Here is a 19,836-nt window from a genome sequence, read left to right as displayed (position 1 = left end):
CAGTAGAATAAAAAAAAATGCTCCCATATGGAAGCATCTACAACATGAGTAGGTTAGCCTATTTACTCTTATCAAAAGAAAACCTCCTGGCAATACTGAAGCCCCACCTAAACTCACCCTTCCCCCAGGATCGGGTGGTTTCCGTGATAATTTGCGACTCCTGAATAGCAGTAGCATTCGTGAAATTCAGATGAAAAACGTGACCTCCGGTTTCCAACTCCAAACCTAGCCCCAAAGCATTGTAGTACTTATTTCCCCAAACCTTCTCCAGATATTCAGTATCTCGGAAAGGCAATTGGTAATCCGCTACGAGCGCCATCCTCTTTGTCATCTTTAATCTTCCTCCTACACCCAAACTAAAAAATCCATTCTGATCACCGAATGCAGTAAAATTCCTATGAACATAGGTGGGCAGGACTTCCAAAGAAAACGAAGAACTAAACTTTCGTGCCAAAATCAATTGTGAGACATACTGAAGCCTATGTATCCCTTTCTGAAATGCCACCGGGGAATACGGATCATCAGAAGGATCCATACCACTGCTGACCGCAGAACCAAAAAAAGCTGCACTAATAGGAGAACCTTGATTCAAACCTTGTTCCAGAAACTTGTACTTAACACTAGCTTCGAGGAGTTGGATAGCTGTACCTGCACCTTTGGCACGAGCTATGCCTATTGTAAGGTTATCCGTCAGACCATAATCAAATCCTATCCGTATGTCCGTAGACTGATCCAATCCGAAAAACGTTTTGGCTCCACCCGCCTTGCCTGCTATATCTCCAAATCGGTGATCCACCCTAAAATCCAACTCTTTTTTATGTATGGTCTCTGTGGTTTTGAGATTTATTAGGTAACCTGATTTAAAAGTGGCACTAACCTTTTCCTTTCTATCTTCATCAAATCCTATCTCCTGAGCCTGTGCCCCCAAACATATGACTATGAAAAAAAAGAAATATCTCATGGTGTAAAACGTGCTTTAATGGTAATTTTTACTGTTTCTGCTATATTTTTCCCTAATAAAGCGGGTATCTTGATATTGTGGTCTGCAACCTTCACGGGAAAGCTTGCATGGCTTTGGATAGCTCCTTCTTCCACAGTTAAGTCTACCTTTACTTCGTATACCTTAGTCACTCCGTGGACTTGAAGTGAGCCTGTAACCGGAACGGTATATTTCCCCGGCTTCTGCAGAATAGAAGCGTCAGCTAACTTCCCTCTGAACTCAGAAATGGGAAACTTTTCACTTTCCATGTAATTCTCATTGAAATGTTCGCGCATCAATTTCTTAGCAAACTGAAAAGAGGTATTCTTCACTTTGAACACTACATCACCAGTACTGGCATTCAGCGCTGCCACAGCCGTCAATGATTTAGCCTCAATGTCTTCCATAGGTGCTGAACTAAAGAAAGACACCTCTGCGCTTTTACACGTTAGGGTCTGCCCCCAAAGCGGGAGACAGACCACCCATAACACACCCAGCATCAAACCACATTTCATCATTCTTCAGGAAGATTTCGTTTAAACCATGCATCTAACAAAGTCCGCTCTTGCTCAGTGAGTGATCCGCCTTGAGGCATTATTCTATTGACTAAAACGGCATTTCGAATCTTCTCCGCATTATTCTGCACTGACGCATAACCGGAGAAAACCCAGTGCGAGCTTCCGGCACCTCCATTTGCATGGCAAGCGTTGCATTTATTGGCAAAGAAAGTTCCTGCAAAGTTCTTATAGCTCACATTTTCCGCCGTCACGTTATTACCACCTGAAGGCGGATTCGTTACGGGAGGAACTTCCTCCGCTTTGTCGCTCGAACAAGCCAGAACCATGACGGCAATCCCGACGATCAACAATTTCCTTTTCATAGGTATTTTTGATTTATTTTAACTTTACCGAATTGTTTCCCTTTTAATAGAGCCTACGGGCCGAAATCGAATATGTATCCTTTTATTATCTCCTCATTCTTGTCCAAAAAATGAGAACCATTCTTTGGATTCAGAGGGGTTACTGCTGCCTACACCAAGAATCTCCTCAACTAATCATGCATTAATGGCTGTTCCTGTGTGATTTGACATGCCGCAGAAAATCTAAGACCAGTACCTTCACCATTTGAATCAACATTTGTTGCAGCAGCATATAAATAGTCATTTCTTCATCTTCTAACCTTGTGTCTTCTCATTTCTGAAGCTTAAATCAAACTGTAACTCTGCAGCAAGGTCAAAGCCAACAATCAAAAAAAGCAGGGTATGTTATTTCCTAGAGTATTCTTTTAGAAGTAGATACGAAAAGGAACCATGGTAAGGTTGCTTAAAAAAAATAAATATTTCTAAGGCAACCTTTTGAAGTTTTATTTCGTATCTCATAGTGTACACATACATAACACACTAGAATTTAAGCCTTTGTGGAGATAGATTTACAGCAGATCCTCGAGGGGTGCAAAAAAAATGACAGGAGGAGTCAAAAGGAGCTATATAAACTCTTTTATTCGGCTGCTATGGGCGTCTGCTTGCGCTTTACTCAGAACAGAGATGATGCTGTAATGGTGATGAATGATGGCTTTTATAAGGTCTTCACCAAATTAGACTCCTATGACCCTAAATACCCTTTTGTAGCATGGCTCAAAAGGATAATGACAAATACGGCCATTGATTTCTACAGATCTTCCCTTCGCTTTCAAACCGTAGAATTAAGTAGTGTGGAACAGGAGGAGGTGCATTGGAATTTGGAAAACCTCCAATATGAGGATTTGATGAAAATGATAGAATCATTAAGTCCCGCCTATAGAACCGTATTTTTACTGCATGTGGTAGAAGGTTATTCGCATGAAGAGATTGCAGAAATGCTGCAGATTAGCGTAGGAACATCCAAATCCAATTTGTCAAAAGCCAGAAGCAAATTGGTTGAAAAAACTAGTCCAAAATTAGACGATTATGAAGGAATTAGATGAGCTTTTTAAGAAGACCTTAGGAGAGGCACACTATGCCTTCCGCGAGGAGGACTGGGAGCTCCTGGAACCCCGCCTGCCCAAAAAGAGAAATAAACTTATCCTTTTGCCCTGGGCTGCAGCCATAATCTTGATAGGTGCATTCCTTTGGTTAAGAATACCCCATCAAACTACCTCTAAAAAGGAGGAATTCGTAACGAATAAAACCGAAGAAAAGGAAGGAAATCAGGCCCCAACTATAGGACCAAAAGAACTTGATCTCAATAAAGTTATTTCTAAATCTGCAGCCAAAATAGACCGAAAGCCAGAACGCAAAATCATAGAAAGATCCGTTACATGGGAAGGTCCTAAAGACATCTCTGTACCTGCTACCCAACTAGCATTGAAGCCCCTTGAACCTAAATCCTTCCCATTTCCAGTCTATATCCATCCAAATTTCCCTGAACTCTTGAACTTCACCGAATCAACCTTTATAGAGGTGAATGATCTACCCAAAAAACGGACCAACTGGGGCCATTTGGGACTCATAGCCGGACCGGATTTAACAAGTGTGCGAGGAGCCGGACAAAATTCTCTTAGTGCAAATGTAGGCCTGGCCTACACCTACCCTCTGACGAAACGTTGGAGTGTATCTGCCGGAGCCTTTTATTCCCGCAAGAACTATAAGTCCCCCTATAGCTTTTACTCCACCTCAAGTAAGGGTTACTATGATCCTACAGATGTGAAAGCTATCTGTGAAGTTTTAAGTGTACCTGTGGGTATAAATTACACCCTTTGGAACAAAAAAGACCAAAGCTTCCAACTAAACGCCGGCGCTTCCAGCTATTTCATGCTCAAAGAAAAATACACCATGCAGTACGAGCATTCCCCAGATAAAGAGTATGTGATCAAAGGGGAAAATCAGCACTATTTTGGGGTGATTGACCTAGCGGTGACCTACTCTAAAAAGAATTGGGGCATACGTCCATTCTATCAAATACCAATTACAGGTATAGGATATGGAAATATACCCCTTCAATCAGGAGGAGTAGCCTTGATTATAGGCTTAACCCATCAGTAAGTACCCTATTCCCCACCTTATCTATGGTCAAGGTTTTCAGGACTTCATACCTGGTGGTGTCAAAATGTGGCGGTTCAAGACTCAAATTATCAGGAGCTTCACCGTGAAAAAAGAATGCAGTAGTGATACCATTTGTCTTATTAAAAGGGAGAGTTTTCCCTAAAGCTTGATAATCTGCATTTAAAGTATCACCCACAGTAAAGGCATAATACAGTAAGACTGTACCTAAATTATTCTCATTTCTTACAAAAGCCTTCTCTTCAAACTTACCCGGCAAATCAGCGCGATTAGGCAATTTGAAAAAATTATAAAAGATAAGTCCTAAGACTACTATTGCTGCACCTACCAACTTCTTCATATTCCTTTAACATCCATTCAGGCGATAAAGTTTTACTTTGCCAATTGATCCAACAAATACAAATACTGCCCAAGTCCATGATGCCCAAACGGCTTATTCGGATCTGCCGGATAAAGTTCATAGTACTTCTCATCTGGATATAAGACGATCATTTGTCCGGTCCTAACATAATGGTTGCTGGTAAAATATGCAGGCGGAAGATATTCCGGTTGGGATTTTCTAATCAAATTCGAAGCCATCTTTCCCAGATATCTCTCGTAGTTCTTCTGCGCTTTTCTGGTAGGTTTGTCTAATTTTTTATACACCCTTTTTAGTACCAGATTCTGTGGAAACTTCATCTTCTTAATTGCTGACTTAGCATGAATAAAGGGATTCACAGGCGTAAAATCATTCAAAGTCTGAATGGAAATAGGAGTTTCCGGTACCCAGTCGGCTGGATTTACCACATTAAAAGACCAGCCTCCGGCAGTACTAGACTCGTATTCGTAAGCATAAAAAAGATTGCCCGGTTTAGGCGCTGCGCTACAATAGGTTTTTATCACCAAATCAGTAGGCAACAAACCTTTTGCCTGCTTTCTTTTCAAATAGCTGGTTAGGAGATAGGAAATAGCTCCACCTTGACTATGCCCCATGACAAGCAGATCTTTAACCCCGGCTTGCATTAGAGAGTCTATTTTTGGATCCAAATCCAAAGCCATATAAGACATGCCTAATAACCAACCCACATGCACTGCAGCCCGCTCATTCTGAGCCAAATCGTAATTAAACTCAGTACTTGAATTAAGTTTTAAGGTTCCTTGAGCCGGAACCATAGCGGCATAGAAGTTTTCCAGCCAACTCTCCCCCTTCATTGTGGTACCTCTAACACAGATCAAGTGCTTACCTGAAGTATGTGACCATAATTCCCAGAGATTATCTAAACCTACTTCTTGGGAACGAATCAATCGGGTCCATCCGGGATAAGGAGGGTATTTTCCAGAACTATCTAAAGAGGTTTCCGCAAAAATATGCATGAGTTCTCTGTATTCTTGAGAATTGAAACCCGGAGTTAAATTTTGTGCAAAGCTACTGGTAGCAATCAATAAAAGGGCAATGAAACGCATGGTTTAAAAAGTTGGAAAGCCAATTTACTGATAATTATTCATCCAATGGAATTATTCTACTCAGACTTTTTGTTATAATCTAGTATACACATTCCTCCCTCATTAACTCCCGATTATTGCAGGCCTTGCGTTTGCGCAATTTATGAACTTCGAAAATTTGAATTTATCAGCTCCGCTGGCGCAAGCTTTGCAGGAGTATGGTTATACTTCGCTTACTCCCATTCAGGAGCAAGCCATCCCTAAAGTTTTGCAAGGTCAAGACCTATTAGGTTGTGCTCAAACGGGCACAGGAAAGACAGCGGCTTTTGCCATTCCTATATTGGAAAGAATCCTACAAAACCCAAAGAACAAAAGACAAATCAGGGTTTTGATACTAACTCCTACCAGAGAATTAGCCATACAGATTGGTGATAATTTCAAGGCTTATAGCAAACATATCAAAATCAGCCATGCTGTGATCTTTGGGGGTGTTAATCAAAACAAGCAGGTTAACCAACTAAAGCAAGGTGTAGAAATCCTCATTGCCACTCCGGGAAGACTATTGGATCTTATGTCGCAAGGATTCGTAAGGCTGAACGGTTTAGACACATTGGTCCTAGATGAGGCCGACAGAATGCTGGACATGGGTTTTGTTCATGATGTTAAAAAGATATTGACCAAAATTCCTACAGAAAGGCAAACCTTGTTCTTTTCCGCAACCATGCCCCAAAGCATAAGAAAATTTGCAGCAAGTATATTGACCAATCCCGCGTATGTAGAGGTGACTCCCGTTTCTTCCACAGCAGAGACCGTAAAACAGGGGGTTTACTTTGTAGATAAGAAAGAAAAGACGCCTTTATTAATAAATATATTGAAGGACCAAAGTACGGACAGAACCTTGATATTTACCCGTACGAAGCACGGGGCGGACAAACTGGTAAAACAACTAGGAAAAGTAGGCATACCTGCCGCAGCTATCCATGGGAATAAATCGCAGAACGCAAGACAGAGAGCATTGGAAGACTTTAAATCCAGCCGACTGAACGTCCTAATTGCCACAGACATTGCTGCTAGGGGAATTGATATTGAAGAACTGCCTTATGTCATCAATTATGAACTACCTAATGTTCCCGAAACCTACGTACATAGAATTGGGAGAACCGGTAGAGCAGGTGCAGAAGGAGTAGCCGTCTCATTCTGCGATCAAGAAGAACTTAATGATTTTAAAAATATCCAAAAATTAACCGGGATAAGGATAGAAGTCTTGTCCCCAATTACAGCATAATGGCAGAAACTTATTCAAAAAAAGAAAACAGAGATAAAAAAGCAAAGAAAAGAGCGAACAAGGCCGAAAAAATGGAGGACCGCAAGTTCAACAATAAAAAAGGCAAGAGCTTAGAAGACATGATGGCATATGTGGATGAGAACGGAAACATCACCAATACCCCTCCTAACCCTGGTAAGCCTAAGAAGGAAATCGCTCTGGAAGATATATTACTTGGTGCTGCACCTATTGAGGGTGAAGATCCACGTAAGAAAGGAGTAGTGGCCTATTTTAGTGATAAAGGTTATGGCTTTATTACAGAAGAAAGAACCAAGGAAAGAATCTTCGTCCATACGAATGATCTGAAAGTTGAACTTAGAGAAGGTGATAAAGTTACTTTTGAGACGGAACGATCTGATCGGGGACTAAAAGCAATAAATGTGGAGAAAGTCGGAGCGTAAGCCCGACTTTTTTTAATAAATCCCATATTCATTTACGGATGTAGTTTCGGGATGTACAGCACCGAATGACTATCTATGGGCAAATAATACTACAAGAGTTCTGTCTACGGACTTCTAGCAGGAACTTACCATGTTCTGGTCACAGATGCGGGAGGATGCAGCAGCTCTACTAACGTAGTGATCACTGCTCCTACCCCTATTGCGACCACCATAAACGGACCTACTCAGCTTTGGAAAAACGAAGCTACTGTGTTAGCAGCCACTCCTGCGGTTGCTTATCTGTGGAACCATGGAGCTAACACCCAAAGTATAACCATTATTGCAGCTACTACATATATTTACATAGACCTCTGCAAAAGGTTATACATCAACGGCGAATCAGACACCATCTATAATTTTCCTCCAGTAAAGCAATAGTTGTAATTGTAGCCAAAGAAAATTGCTATGCCACTCCTAGTGCAAAAGATATTGATGCCGGATCATATAATGCGCGCGGAATGGAGAAAATGACATTGTCTATAAGCGCATTTAACTGTGAAGAACTAGGAACACAACCTATTATTTTCCCAACAAGTAAAAAAACGGCGATTAATCTTTATTGCCAGCAGAGATCAGGATCACAGAAGCGCTCTGTACATGCTGTTCTAGAATAATTGCGTAGAAGGAAATAATATTAACAGACAATGCGGTGTTAGCAGTTGGTAAAGGCTCCATATCTAGGAAAATAACCCTTGAAAATACTAATGAAGCCGTTACATTTTCCAAATCTCTAGATTCTGACAATGATGAAGCATCTAAAAGTTTACCTTACATAAAAGGTAATGGACCAAAACCTGATGTCTTTGTTTCGAATCCGGACAAAAGAAGGGCAATAATCCCCTATCAAATATGCAGTCCTTGGAAGCAGAAAAATATGGCAGATTGTTTCTTAAGGAAATAGCGGATGTCAAACTTAGTGCAGACGTTTATGTGCGGAAGCTGAGACTAAAAAAATAAGTAAAGCTTGATATCACTCAACCTGGGTGAATAATAACAAAAGAAGCTTGGTAAGAAATCTCAATGTAATCTAAGGGGAGTAAACGCTAAACTATAAGCCGGAAGAGACATCAGTGGCTAACAAGATGCATTGGTGAAAGCGTATGTTCATAGGGCTTCTGTCTTGAAGACAAAAGCTTCTAAAAAGGAAGGGTTCTTTGCCGCTCATACGGTATATACCATATGGTCAGGAGGAGGATTACTTTGCAAAGATGAAAATCCTACTCAGACCTTGGTAAAGAAGGAAGATGCTAAAGCAAGAGAAGAAGTACAGATGAGCGTTAAACCTCAAATTCATTTGCAGATCTCCCCTAACCCGGCTTCTAACTATGTGCAAGTAAAGGTGGAGAATCTTAAGAGTAAAGGAACATTACGTTTACTTGACATGAATGGTAAAGTACAAGCAGAAGTAAAAGTAAATGCCATTCATTTTAAATATACTTTCGACTTAACCAAACTAGTTCCGGGTACCTATATTATAAGATACCAAGAGGGAAGCGTGAACAGAACAATACGTATATTTCTAACAAAATGGAACAAGGGCGTAATGCAGCCTGCGTCATGGTTCTTGAACACTAACAACTACTTAAAAAATACCCTCCTGACTTGTAGTCTTTTAAAGCTATTTTAAAGTACTATTATAGATATAATATGGTATTTGTTTTAATGCCATTTTACCCCTCCATTTAATCCTTTCTCTAAATCCAATTAATAAATAGCGAATTATCATTTAACTGCTTTTCCTTAAAATACAAATTTTATATAGGTACGAATTAAGGTACTTAACCGCAAGGTACCTACATAACAAATGTATTGGATATAAAATATTTACATCTTCAAAAAATACGGTATTGTCGAAACATTAAAAAAATACAAATTACGCTATCCACTAATAATGAGATTTTATCGACATATTGCAGACTTTTAAGAGCAAAAGATTACTTACCTATAACTATAAGCCATGACCTAAGTAAATTATACCTAATTCTTTAGGTATTAAAGCCTATAGCTTCTAATTACCATTATACCTACCATCTATTATTCCTACCATAGTATTACCATTACTAATGAAAAAAAATTTATTACTCTTACTTTTCAATCTATTTACTGTTATTCTAGTAAAAGCTCAATCTGTTGAGACATTTGAAACAGAATCTATAGGATCTACCACATTCACGGATAATGGTAAAACTTTTAACATCACCAGTCTGTCCTCTTCCATTTTTAGAATCAACTCTGAAACAGGAGCTGGATGGAATGGATATAATTCAGATAATCAGTTTATTGATAACTACGGAACTTATACGCCTAACGAAACGATATCATTTAAAATTTCTTCAGCAGATGGAAGTACCTTTGGCTTAAGAGGTATATACCTTTATTTGTCAACAGTTGATTATGACTTAAATGTGTTAGGCAGTTTAAATATAGAGGGGTACAGGAATGGAAATAGAAAATATTCAAATTCGAGAGAAGGCTCTTTTGCACGTAATCCGATTACCAATAATGGATATATCTATTTTGACTTCTCCAATATATCAGGATACAATTTATCTGACATTTTCATAGATGAATTTATCATCACTACTTCCGGAAGTATTGAATATATCGCTTTAGATGCCATGAATTGGGTGAAATGCAGTAATATTTCTGTATCAGCACAATCCCTAACAAATGTTGCCTGTCATGGAGCAACTACTGGTTCCATATCTGTGTTGGCCGCAGGAGGAAAAGCACCTTATTCATATTCATGGTCACCTTCCGGTGGGACAGCTTCTACTGCTTCAAATTTAGCAGCTGGCACTTATACCGTAACAGTAACTGATGACAACGGATGCTACGGCAGCCAAAGTTTTAGCATAACTCAGCCGAACACCTTAAATGTTACACCGTCCCAAACTAATGTTTCCTGCAATGGTGCGACTAACGGTACAGCGACGGTTAACGTCACCGGAGGTTCAGGACCCTATACCTACTCTTGGGCTCCTACGGGAGGCACGGCAGCTACAGCTACCGGATTATCCGCAGGCACTTACACTGTGACAATAACTGATGCCAATGGTTGTGAAAAGACCCAGAGCTTTATCATAACTCAGCCGAACACCTTAAATGTTACAGCGTCCCAAACTAATGTTTCCTGCAATGGTGCGACTAACGGTACAGCGACGGTTAACGTCACCGGAGGTTCAGCGCCATATACCTACTCTTGGGCTCCTTCTGGTGGAACGGCATCTAGCGCTACCGGTTTAGCTGTGGGCACTTACACCGTAACGATAACTGATGCCAATGGTTGTGAAAAGACCCAGAGTTTTATCATAACTCAGCCGAACACCTTAAATGTTACAGCGTCCCAAACTAATGTTTCCTGCAATGGTGCGACTAACGGTACAGCGACGGTTAACGTCACCGGAGGTTCAGGACCCTATACCTACTCTTGGTCTCCCGCGGGAGGCACAGCAGCTACTGCTACCGGTTTAGCTGTGGGCACATACACCGTAACGATAACTGATGCCAATGGTTGTGAAAAGACCCAGAGCTTTATCATAACTCAGCCGAACACCTTAAATGTTACAGCGTCCCAAACTAATGTTTACTGCAGTGGTGCGGCTAATGGTACAGCGACGGTTAACGTCACCGGAGGTTCAGCGCCATATACCTACTCTTGGGCTCCTACGGGAGGCACGGCAGCTACTGCTACCGGATTATCCGCAGGAACATATACGGTAACTATAACTGACGCCATTGGATGTGAAACGACCAAAAGCTTTACCATAACTCAGCCGAACACCTTAAATGTTACAGCGTCCCAAACTAATGTTTCCTGCAATGGTGCGACTAACGGTACAGCGACGGTTAACGTCACAGGAGGTTCAGGACCCTATACCTACTCTTGGGCTCCTACGGGAGGCACGGCAGCTACAGCTAACGGATTATCCGCAGGCACTTACACTGTGACAATAACTGATGCCAATGGTTGTGAAAAGACCCAGAGCTTTATCATAACTCAGCCGAACACCTTAAATGTTACAGCGTCCCAAACTAATGTTTCCTGCAATGGTGGGGCTAACGGTACAGCGACGGTTAACGTCACCGGAGGTTCAGCGCCATATACCTACTCTTGGGCTCCTACGGGAGGCACGGCAGCTACAGCTACCGGTTTAGCTGTGGGCACATACACCGTAACGATAACAGACGCAAATGCCTGTCAAGCTACCCGAAGCTTTACCATAAATCAGCCTAGTGTCTTAAATGCTACAATATCTAAAACTGATGTTTCCTGCAATGGTGAATCGGACGGCACCGCTACTGCTAATGTTACTGGTGGTACAGCACCATATACCTACTATTGGTATCCCTATGGAGGAACGACAGCTACCGCTACAGGCTTAGCTGCTGGCAGTTACACGTTATTTATAAGTGACGCCAATGGCTGTCAAGTTACCAAAAACGTTGTAATAATGCAGCCAAGTGCACTAAATGTTACCGCGTCACAAACGAATGTATCATGCTTTGGTGAAACGAATGGCACCGCAACTGTAATTGTCACCGGAGGTTCAGCGCCATATACCTACTCTTGGGCTCCTACGGGAGGCACGGCAGCTACAGCTAACGGATTATCCGCAGGCACTTACACTGTGACAATAACTGATGCCAATGGTTGTGAAAAGACCCAGAGCTTTATCATAACTCAGCCGAACACCTTAAATGTTACACCGTCCCAAACTGATGTTTCCTGCAATGGTGGGGCTAACGGTACAGCGACGGTTAACGTCACCGGAGGTTCAGCGCCATATACCTACTCTTGGGCTCCTACGGGAGGCACGGCAGCTACAGCTACCGGATTATCCGCAGGAACATATACGGTAACTATAACTGACGCCATTGGATGTGAAACTACCAAAAGCTTTACCATAACTCAGCCTCCTCTCCTCCAAGTTAATACAAACTTTCAAAACAATATTACATGCTACGGAGAATCAAACGGTTCTGCGATGGTAAATGCCACGGGCGGGACGGGTTCTTATTCCTACTCTTGGTCGCCAACAGGCGCTACATCAGCTTCAGTGGTTGGTCTTTCAGCAGGTTCTCACTATGTTACGGTAACTGACGATAATGGCTGCCAAGCTACCCGAATATTAACCTTCACCCAGCCTCCTGCCTTAGTAGCTAATCCCGTTATGATGGGAAATGTATCATGCAATGGAGGCTCAAACGGCTTTGCAATTGTAAATGCAACAGGCGGGTCGGGGTCTTATTCCTACGCTTGGACGCCTTCAGGCGCTACAACTGCTACGGCTACTGGCTTATCAGCAACCGCTCATAAAGTAACGGTAACTGACATCAATGGTTGCAAAGCTACCCATACCTTTTTGATCACTCAACCGGCTACTCAATTAACTGCCACAGCTGCAGGACAGGTTAACGTAACCGAATACGGTGCAGCAAACGGGCAGGCAATGGTCTCAGCCACGGGCGGAGTATTACCTTACACCTATAATTGGGCACCTACCGGAGGAAATGCCGCTACCGCAAGCGGACTTGCAGCAGGAACATATACCGTAACCGTTACAGATGCCTACGGATGTGAAGTCACTCAAAGTTTCACCATCACGCAGCCGGCCGCTCCCTTACAAGCCTCCGTCAGCGCTCAAACTAATGTGTCCTGTAACGGTGGGTCTAACGGTAGCGCTACGGTAACAGCCAGTGGCGGAACAGCCCCTTATACTTATTCTTGGTCACCAACTGGTGGAACGGGTGCTACTGCCAACGGATTATCTGCAGGAATGTACATCGTAACGATAACAGATGCGAATCAAGTCAGTCGTACCGTAAACGTTTTTATTTATCAGCCAACAACGCTAGTTGCTAACTCAGGTAGCATAACACATGTTTACGCCTACGGCGCAGCAACAGGCTCTGCCACTGTTGTGGCAAGTGGAGGTATCCCGCCATATACCTATTCTTGGACTGGATCTAGTAGCACTACAGCTACAGCTAGTAACCTAGCCGCAGGAACCTATGCCGTAACCGTCACAGACGCGAACGGATGTACCACCTCGCAAAGTTTCACCATTACCCAACCGTCCTCTGCCTTAGAAGCTTCCATCAGCGCACAAACTAATGTGTCTTGCAACGGAGCAACTAACGGATCTGCTACAGTTACCGCTACAGGAGGTACGGCTCCTTATACTTACTCCTGGTCACCTACAGGTGGAACAAATGCTACTGCATCTGGATTATCCGCAGGAACCTATACCGTAACGGTAACAGATGCAAATGGAATCAGCACCAGTGCTCAAGTGACCATCACTCAGCCCACCGCATTAGTAGCTAGCCAGGGTGCTATAACCCATGTTTACGCCTTCGGCGCCTCTACAGGTTCTGCTACAGTAATGGTAAATGGAGGAACCGCGCCTTATACTTACTCTTGGAGCGGATCAGCTAGCACTACAGCTACAGCTAGTAACCTAGCCGCAGGAACCTATGCCGTAACCGTCACAGACGCGAACGGATGTACCGCAACCCAAAGTTTCACCATTACCCAACCGTCCTCTGCCTTAGAAGCTTCCATCAGCGCTCAAACTAACGTGTCCTGCAACGGAGCAACTAACGGAAGTGCTACGATATTAGCAAGCGGAGGAACGGCTCCTTATACTTACTCTTGGTCACCTACAGGTGGAACGAGTGCTACTGCCAGCGGTTTAGCGGCAGGAACCTATACCGTAACGGTAACAGATGCAAATGGAATCTTCACCACTACCTCGGCAACCATTACTCAGCCAACAGCACTAGTGGCTAGTTCAGGTACCATAACCCATGTTTACGCCTTCGGCGCCTCTACAGGTTCTGCTACAGTAATGGTAAATGGAGGAACCGCGCCTTATACTTACTCTTGGAGCGGATCTAACAGTACTACAGCTACAGCTAGTAACCTAGCCGCAGGAACTTACACCGTAACCGTCACAGACGCGAACGGATGTACCACCTCGCAAAGTTTCACCATCACCCAACCGGCCTCTGCCTTAGAGGCCTCCATCAGCGCACAAACTAACGTGTCTTGCAACGGAGGAACGAACGGATCTGCTACAGTTACCGCTACAGGAGGTACGGCTCCTTATACTTACTCCTGGTCACCTACAGGTGGAACAAGTGCTACTGCATCTGGATTATCCGCAGGAACCTATACCGTAACGGTAACAGATGCAAATGGAATCAGCACCAGTGCTCAAGTGACCATTACTCAGCCAACAGCACTAGTGGCTAGTTCAGGCACCATAACCCATGTTTACGCCTTCGGCGCCTCTACCGGTTCTGCTACAGTAATGGTAAATGGAGGAACCGCGCCTTATACTTACACTTGGAGCGGAACTAACAGTACTACAGCTACAGCTAGTAACCTAGCCGCAGGAACTTACACCGTAACCGTCACAGACGCGAACGGATGTACCACCTCGCAAAGTTTCACCATTACCCAACCGTCCTCTGCCTTAGAGGCCTTCATCAGCGCACAAACTAACGTGTCTTGCAACGGAGGAACGAACGGATCTGCTACAGTTACCGCTACAGGAGGTACGGCTCCTTATACTTACTCCTGGTCACCTACAGGTGGAACGAGTGCTACTGCCAGCGGTTTAGCGGCAGGAACCTATACCGTAACAGTAACAGATGCAAATGGAATCAGCACCACTACCTCGGCAACCATTACTCAGCCAACAGCACTAGTGGCTAGTTCAGGTACCATAACCCATGTTTACGCCTTCGGCGCCTCTACAGGTTCTGCTACAGTAATGGTAAATGGAGGAACCGCGCCTTATACTTACTCTTGGAGCGGATCTAACAGTACTACAGCTACAGCTAGTAACCTAGCCGCAGGAACCTATACCGTAACAGTAACTGACGCGAACGGATGTACCACCTCGCAAAGTTTCACCATTACCCAACCGTCCTCTGCCCTACAAGCTTCCATCAGTGCACAAACTAACGTGTCCTGCAACGGAGCAACTAACGGAAGTGCTACGATATTAGCAAGCGGAGGAACGGCTCCTTATACTTACTCTTGGTCACCTACAGGTGGAACGAGTGCTACTGCCAGCGGTTTAGCGGCAGGAACCTATACCGTAACCATAACAGACGCGAATGGAATCTTTACCACTACTTCTATAGTAATTAATCAACCTAGTGCACTAATAGCTAGTCAGGGTGCTATTCAGCATGTCATTCAAAAGTACTATAGTACCGGATCCGCCACGGTCGAAGTATCAGGAGGTACAGCTCCGTACACCTATTCTTGGTCAGGTAATTCTTATGTTACTGTACCTACAGCCAATTTCTTGCCGGCAGGTAATCATACGGCAACAGTAACAGATGCAAACGGATGTACTGCTTCTCATACTTTTACTATAACTGAACCCGATGAAGAATTGAGAGCAACCGTCACTTCTAAAACAGATATTACTTGTTCGGGCGATAACAACGGCTCCATTACTATTCAAGCTAGTGGTGGAACCGCCCCTTACACTTATTCATGGTATCCTAATGTAAGCAGTAACAACACTGCAACTGGCTTGAGCGGAGGGCAATATACCATCACGGTCACAGATGCAAACGGAGTAACAACAAACACTTACGCCGACATTATTGAACCTGGGGAGATATTCCCGCTCCATGAAACCATAACTCACGTCACGGAATATGGTCAAGCCACAGGCGCTATTAATTCATGGATTGTAGGAGGCACATTTCCATATACATCAACCTGGCCACTAACAAATTATTCAGATTTGATAGCCAATAATCTGCCTGCAGGTAATTATAACGTCACTATCACTGATGCAAACGGCTGTGTATTTGATTACTCTTTCACTATCAATCAGCCTTCAGCTCCGTTTGTAGCCAGCATTGCTGCTCAAAACAATGTAACATGTAATGCCGGAAGCAACGGTTCTGCTACCATTACCGCTACCGGTGGTACCGCCCCTTATACCTATTCCTGGTCGCACGATAATAGCACAAATGCTAGTGCTACAGGTTTAGCAGCAGGAACCTATACCGTAACGGTAACAGATGCAAATCAGGTGACTCGTACCGTATCCGTTACCATCACTCAACCTGCACCACTAGTGGCTAGTTCAGGTACCATAACCCATGTTTACGCCTATGGCGCCTCTACAGGTTCTGCTACAGTTATTGTAAATGGAGGAACCGCGCCTTATACTTACTCTTGGAGCGGATCTAACAGTACTACAGCTACAGCTAGTAACCTAGCCGCAGGAACTTACACCGTAACCGTCACAGACGCGAACGGATGTACCACCTCGCAAAGTTTCACCATTACCCAACCGTCCTCTGCCCTACAAGCTTCCATCAGCGCACAAACTAATGTGTCTTGCAACGGAGCAACTAACGGTAGTGCTACGATATTAGCAAGCGGAGGAACGGCTCCTTATACTTACTCTTGGTCACCTACAGGTGGAACGAGTGCTACTGCCAGCGGTTTAGCGGCAGGAACCTATACCGTAACGGTAACAGATGCAAATGGAATCTTCACCACTGCTTCTGTAAGCATCACTCAGCCTCAGACCCTAACTCTTAGCTCCAGCGTTACTCCGGCACTTACTTGTGGCGGCAACTCGGGAACAGCTGCAGTTGTGGCAACAGGAGGTACAGCACCGTATACCTATCTCTGGTCTAATAATGCTACCGCAAGTTCTGTCTCCGGACTTCTATCTGGAACCTACAGTGTTTTAGTAACAGATGCAGGAGGTTGTAGCAGCTCTACTAGCGTAGTCATCACTGAACCTACTCCTATAGCGGCCTCCATCACCGTGAACGGCCCTACCCAGCTTTGCGAAAACGAAACTACTGTGTTAACGGCCACTCCTGCTGCTGCATACCTGTGGAGCAATGGAGCTACCACCCAGAGCATAACCGTGAATACAGCCGATACTTATACAGTCACTTTAACCTCTGCACAAGGTTGTACATCTACTGCGGATCAGACCATCACTCAGATCATCTGTAATGTACCTCCGGTAGCCGTATGTAAAGAAGTGGTGGTGCTAGTAGCCAAAGACAACTGCTACGCTACCCTTCGTCCTGAAGATATAGATGCCGGTTCTTATGACGCTAACGGAGATTGGTTCAATCGCAGCTTCGATATTCAGCCTGACCTGAAGGTAGGTACTTACTACGTGAACTTCACCGTCCAAGATATTTACGGAACTTCTGGCTCATGTGCTACCCGAGTAGAAGTAGTAGATCATACCGCTCCCGTAGTCAGAACCAAGAATATCTCAGTAGAACTTAATGCGTACGGAAGAGCCTCTATCTCTCCTGCTGATATCGACAACGGTTCTTATGATGCCTGTAGCAGTTTGAATTTCAGTCTGAGTAGGTCGGAATTCGATTGTTCTCACCTTGGCGATAACCAAGTTATCCTAATAGTGACAGACGCATCCGGCAACAAAGCTACAGAAGTAGCCACCGTGACTATAGTAGATCGTATTAAACCAGAGTTTACTCAAAAGTCTATTACACTGTCTCTAGACGCTCAAGGTATGGCTGAGCTAACGGAAAGTATGATCAAGGGCATATCCAGAGACAACTGTGCCGTTTGGGAAGTTCAATTCGATAGAAATAGCTTCACCTGCCAAGACTTGGGTAGTAATAAGGTCAACGTAACATTAGTGGATGTTTATAGCAACAAGCATTCCGAACAGATTGAAGTTATCATACGTGACACCTTAGCGCCTGTCATTGCAGGAAAAGAAGTGACGGTTTACTTGGATCAAAAAGGACAAGCGAAGCTTTCAGATATTCGTTTGCTAGACAATTGTAGCACCGTTACCTTAAGCGCTGATAAGACTACTTTCACTTGTGAAGATCTGGGAACTCAAACCTTGTGGGTGAAGGCAACCGATGCTAATGGCAACTCTACAAATGACACATTGAGGGTCATCGTTCGTGACACGATGGCGCCTACATTGGTAAGCAAAACCGCAACGGTATATCTGGATGCTAACGGAAAAGCCCTGCTTACCCCTGAGATGATAGACGGAGGAAGTACAGACAACTGCGGCATCAAGACCCGATTATTGAGCAAAACCGAATTCCACTGTGGAGAGATTGGAACACATGTCATTAACTATACATTAGTTGATGCATCCGGAAATGAAACTACTGAAGTTGTACATATAACGGTAATAGACAATGTGGCTCCAACCGTTAAAACCCGTACCGTAACTCTAGAATTAAGTTCATCAGGCACCGGAAATCTTACAGCGGAAATGGTGAACGATGGATCATTCGATGCTTGTGGAATTGCAAGCATGCAAGTGTCTCAATCTACCTTCACTTGTGAACAGCTGGGTACCCGTACCGTCCTATTGACCGTAACAGATGTGAATGGAAATGTAGCTACGGCTACGGCGGAAGTTTGGGTTACGGATCCGGATGCCATTTGTCCTTGTACCTTCGGTATTATTGCGGAAAACAATATCACCATGAAGGACAATGCAGTACTATCCGGAGGAGTAGGTTCTATTTCAGGCAAGGTTATTCTACGTAATACTCTACTGTATGAAGAAGGAACATTTGCTAAAGCTAAAGAATCTGACTTTGATGAGGCTTCTAGAAACTCTTCCTTTATAAAAGGATCAGCTCCTCAGCCTCAAAAATTTGTAGCTAATCCTGACAAGAAAAAAGGACGTAAAACCATCAAAGGATCTGAAACTTTGGCTCCAGGAAAATACGGAAAATTGATCCTGAAGAAAGACGCAGATCTAAAATTAAGTGGAGACATCTATGTTAGGAAAGTAAAGATGAACAAGAATGCTACTATCGACTTCACTCAAGAAGGAAGGTTGATCGTAAGAAATAGAGCTAGTCTGGGCAAGAATTCTAAATTTAACCCAACAGGCCTAAATGCCAAACTATATGCCGGAAGAGGCATCAGTGTCAAACAAGATGCATTGGTGAAAGCATATGTTCATACGGCTTCTGTCTTGAAAACAAAAGCTTCTAAAATGGAAGGATTCTTTGCCGCTCATACCGTAAAGGCAGGTAGTAATACCACATGGTCAGGAGGAGGATTACTTTGCAAAGATGAAAATCCAGCGCAGACCCTAGTAAAGAAGGAAGATGCTAAAGCAAGAGAAGAAGTGCAGATCAGCGTTGAACCTCAAATTCATTTGCAGATCTCCCCTAACCCGGCTTCTAATTATGTGCAAGTAAAGGTGGAGAATCCTAATGGAAAAGGAACATTACGTTTACTTGACATGAATGGTAAAGTTCGAGCAGAAGTAAAAGTGAATGCCTTCATATTTACGCATACCTTTGAACTGAAAAACTTATTACCTGGCACCTACATTATCAGGTACCAGGATGAGAATTTGAGCAGAACGCTCCGACTAGTAAAGGAAGACTTCTAATAGTTTACTAAACCAAATGGGAGGGGTACGATGAAATATCGTGCCCCTTTTTTGTGCTTAAAGTTTTGATCTTAAAACTATGGGTCTATCTTTGTCTTGGCTTTAGGGGTATTCTGTAAAGAATTGAGAGAGTCCCTTTGAACCTGATTCGGTTAACACCGACGTAGGGAAAAGCATATCCAAAATATACTTTTGGAATATTCCTGAGC

13 protein-coding genes and 1 riboswitch are annotated in these 19,836 nt (G+C 43.5%); of the genes, 7 read left to right on the top strand and 6 right to left on the bottom strand.

The window, feature by feature from the left end:
- Positions 1-58: 58 nt before the first annotated feature.
- Genes LBYS_RS01960 through LBYS_RS01950 form a run of 3 tightly spaced genes read right to left on the bottom strand, consistent with a single transcriptional unit; the run spans position 59 to position 1,859 of the window.
- Positions 59-961: a DUF5777 family beta-barrel protein gene (locus tag LBYS_RS01960; RefSeq protein WP_013407229.1), complete on the bottom strand. Its 903-nt coding sequence runs from the start codon at positions 959-961 to the stop codon at positions 59-61.
- The gene (locus tag LBYS_RS01955; RefSeq protein ID WP_013407228.1) at positions 958-1,497 is read right to left on the bottom strand and encodes a YceI family protein; all 540 of its coding nucleotides are present in this window, start codon (positions 1,495-1,497) and stop codon (positions 958-960) included. The genes LBYS_RS01960 and LBYS_RS01955 overlap by 4 nt, the downstream gene beginning before the upstream one ends.
- Complete coding sequence (locus LBYS_RS01950; RefSeq protein ID WP_013407227.1) at positions 1,494-1,859, bottom strand: c-type cytochrome; 366 nt, start codon at positions 1,857-1,859, stop codon at positions 1,494-1,496. Before LBYS_RS01950 ends, LBYS_RS01955 begins: the two co-directional genes overlap by 4 nt.
- A 536-nt stretch (positions 1,860-2,395) precedes the next feature.
- Between LBYS_RS01950 and LBYS_RS01945 the strand changes: the two genes are divergently transcribed.
- Positions 2,396-2,941 carry an RNA polymerase sigma factor gene (locus tag LBYS_RS01945; protein WP_013407225.1) on the top strand — a complete coding sequence of 182 codons (546 nt, stop codon included), beginning with the start codon at positions 2,396-2,398 and terminating at the stop codon, positions 2,939-2,941.
- A complete protein-coding gene (locus tag LBYS_RS01940; RefSeq protein ID WP_013407224.1) occupies positions 2,925-3,998 on the top strand; it encodes a porin family protein in 1,074 nt (357 codons plus the stop codon). Before LBYS_RS01945 ends, LBYS_RS01940 begins: the two co-directional genes overlap by 17 nt.
- On the opposite strand, the gene LBYS_RS01935 is transcribed toward LBYS_RS01940, so the two are convergent.
- Entirely contained in the window at positions 3,976-4,356 is a 381-nt protein-coding gene (locus tag LBYS_RS01935) for a hypothetical protein (RefSeq protein ID WP_013407223.1), read from the bottom strand. The two genes, LBYS_RS01940 and LBYS_RS01935, sit on opposite strands and share 23 nt — an antisense overlap.
- A gap of 32 nt (positions 4,357-4,388) precedes the next feature.
- On the bottom strand, positions 4,389-5,459 hold the full coding sequence (locus LBYS_RS01930) for a lipase family protein (RefSeq protein ID WP_013407222.1): 1,071 nt from the start codon (positions 5,457-5,459) through the stop codon (positions 4,389-4,391).
- Positions 5,460-5,601: 142 nt separating this feature from the next.
- Here LBYS_RS01930 and LBYS_RS01925 point away from each other — a divergent pair, with 142 nt between their 5' ends.
- From LBYS_RS01925 to LBYS_RS18930, 3 genes are all read left to right on the top strand, one after another.
- A complete protein-coding gene (locus LBYS_RS01925) occupies positions 5,602-6,723 on the top strand; it encodes a DEAD/DEAH box helicase (RefSeq protein ID WP_013407221.1) in 1,122 nt (373 codons plus the stop codon).
- Positions 6,723-7,163, top strand: a complete 441-nt coding sequence (locus LBYS_RS01920; protein WP_013407220.1) for a cold shock domain-containing protein — start codon at positions 6,723-6,725, stop codon at positions 7,161-7,163. Before LBYS_RS01925 ends, LBYS_RS01920 begins: the two co-directional genes overlap by 1 nt.
- 177 nt (positions 7,164-7,340) lie before the next feature.
- The gene (locus LBYS_RS18930; RefSeq protein WP_013407219.1) at positions 7,341-7,580 is read left to right on the top strand and encodes a hypothetical protein; all 240 of its coding nucleotides are present in this window, start codon (positions 7,341-7,343) and stop codon (positions 7,578-7,580) included.
- Between the two features lie 171 nt (positions 7,581-7,751).
- Here the strand turns inward: LBYS_RS18930 and LBYS_RS18925 are convergent, their stop codons facing one another.
- Positions 7,752-7,946 (bottom strand): hypothetical protein, encoded by a 195-nt coding sequence (locus LBYS_RS18925; RefSeq protein WP_148225744.1) that lies wholly within the window; start codon positions 7,944-7,946, stop codon positions 7,752-7,754.
- Positions 7,947-8,292: 346 nt separating this feature from the next.
- Here LBYS_RS18925 and LBYS_RS01910 point away from each other — a divergent pair, with 346 nt between their 5' ends.
- Both LBYS_RS01910 and LBYS_RS18085 read left to right on the top strand, forming a co-directional pair.
- Positions 8,293-8,829 (top strand): T9SS type A sorting domain-containing protein, encoded by a 537-nt coding sequence (locus tag LBYS_RS01910; protein ID WP_013407218.1) that lies wholly within the window; start codon positions 8,293-8,295, stop codon positions 8,827-8,829.
- A 436-nt stretch (positions 8,830-9,265) separates the two neighbouring features.
- Positions 9,266-19,627: a T9SS type A sorting domain-containing protein gene (locus tag LBYS_RS18085; RefSeq protein WP_013407217.1), complete on the top strand. Its 10,362-nt coding sequence runs from the start codon at positions 9,266-9,268 to the stop codon at positions 19,625-19,627.
- Between the two features lie 94 nt (positions 19,628-19,721).
- Positions 19,722-19,814: riboswitch (TPP riboswitch) on the top strand.
- Positions 19,815-19,836: the final 22 nt, after the last annotated feature.

The sequence above is a fragment of the Leadbetterella byssophila DSM 17132 genome (assembly GCF_000166395.1).
GTDB lineage: Bacteria > Bacteroidota > Bacteroidia > Cytophagales > Spirosomataceae > Leadbetterella > Leadbetterella byssophila.
The sequence above is the reverse complement of the archived record's forward strand: the minus strand, read 5'-3'. Positions and strand labels throughout refer to the sequence as shown.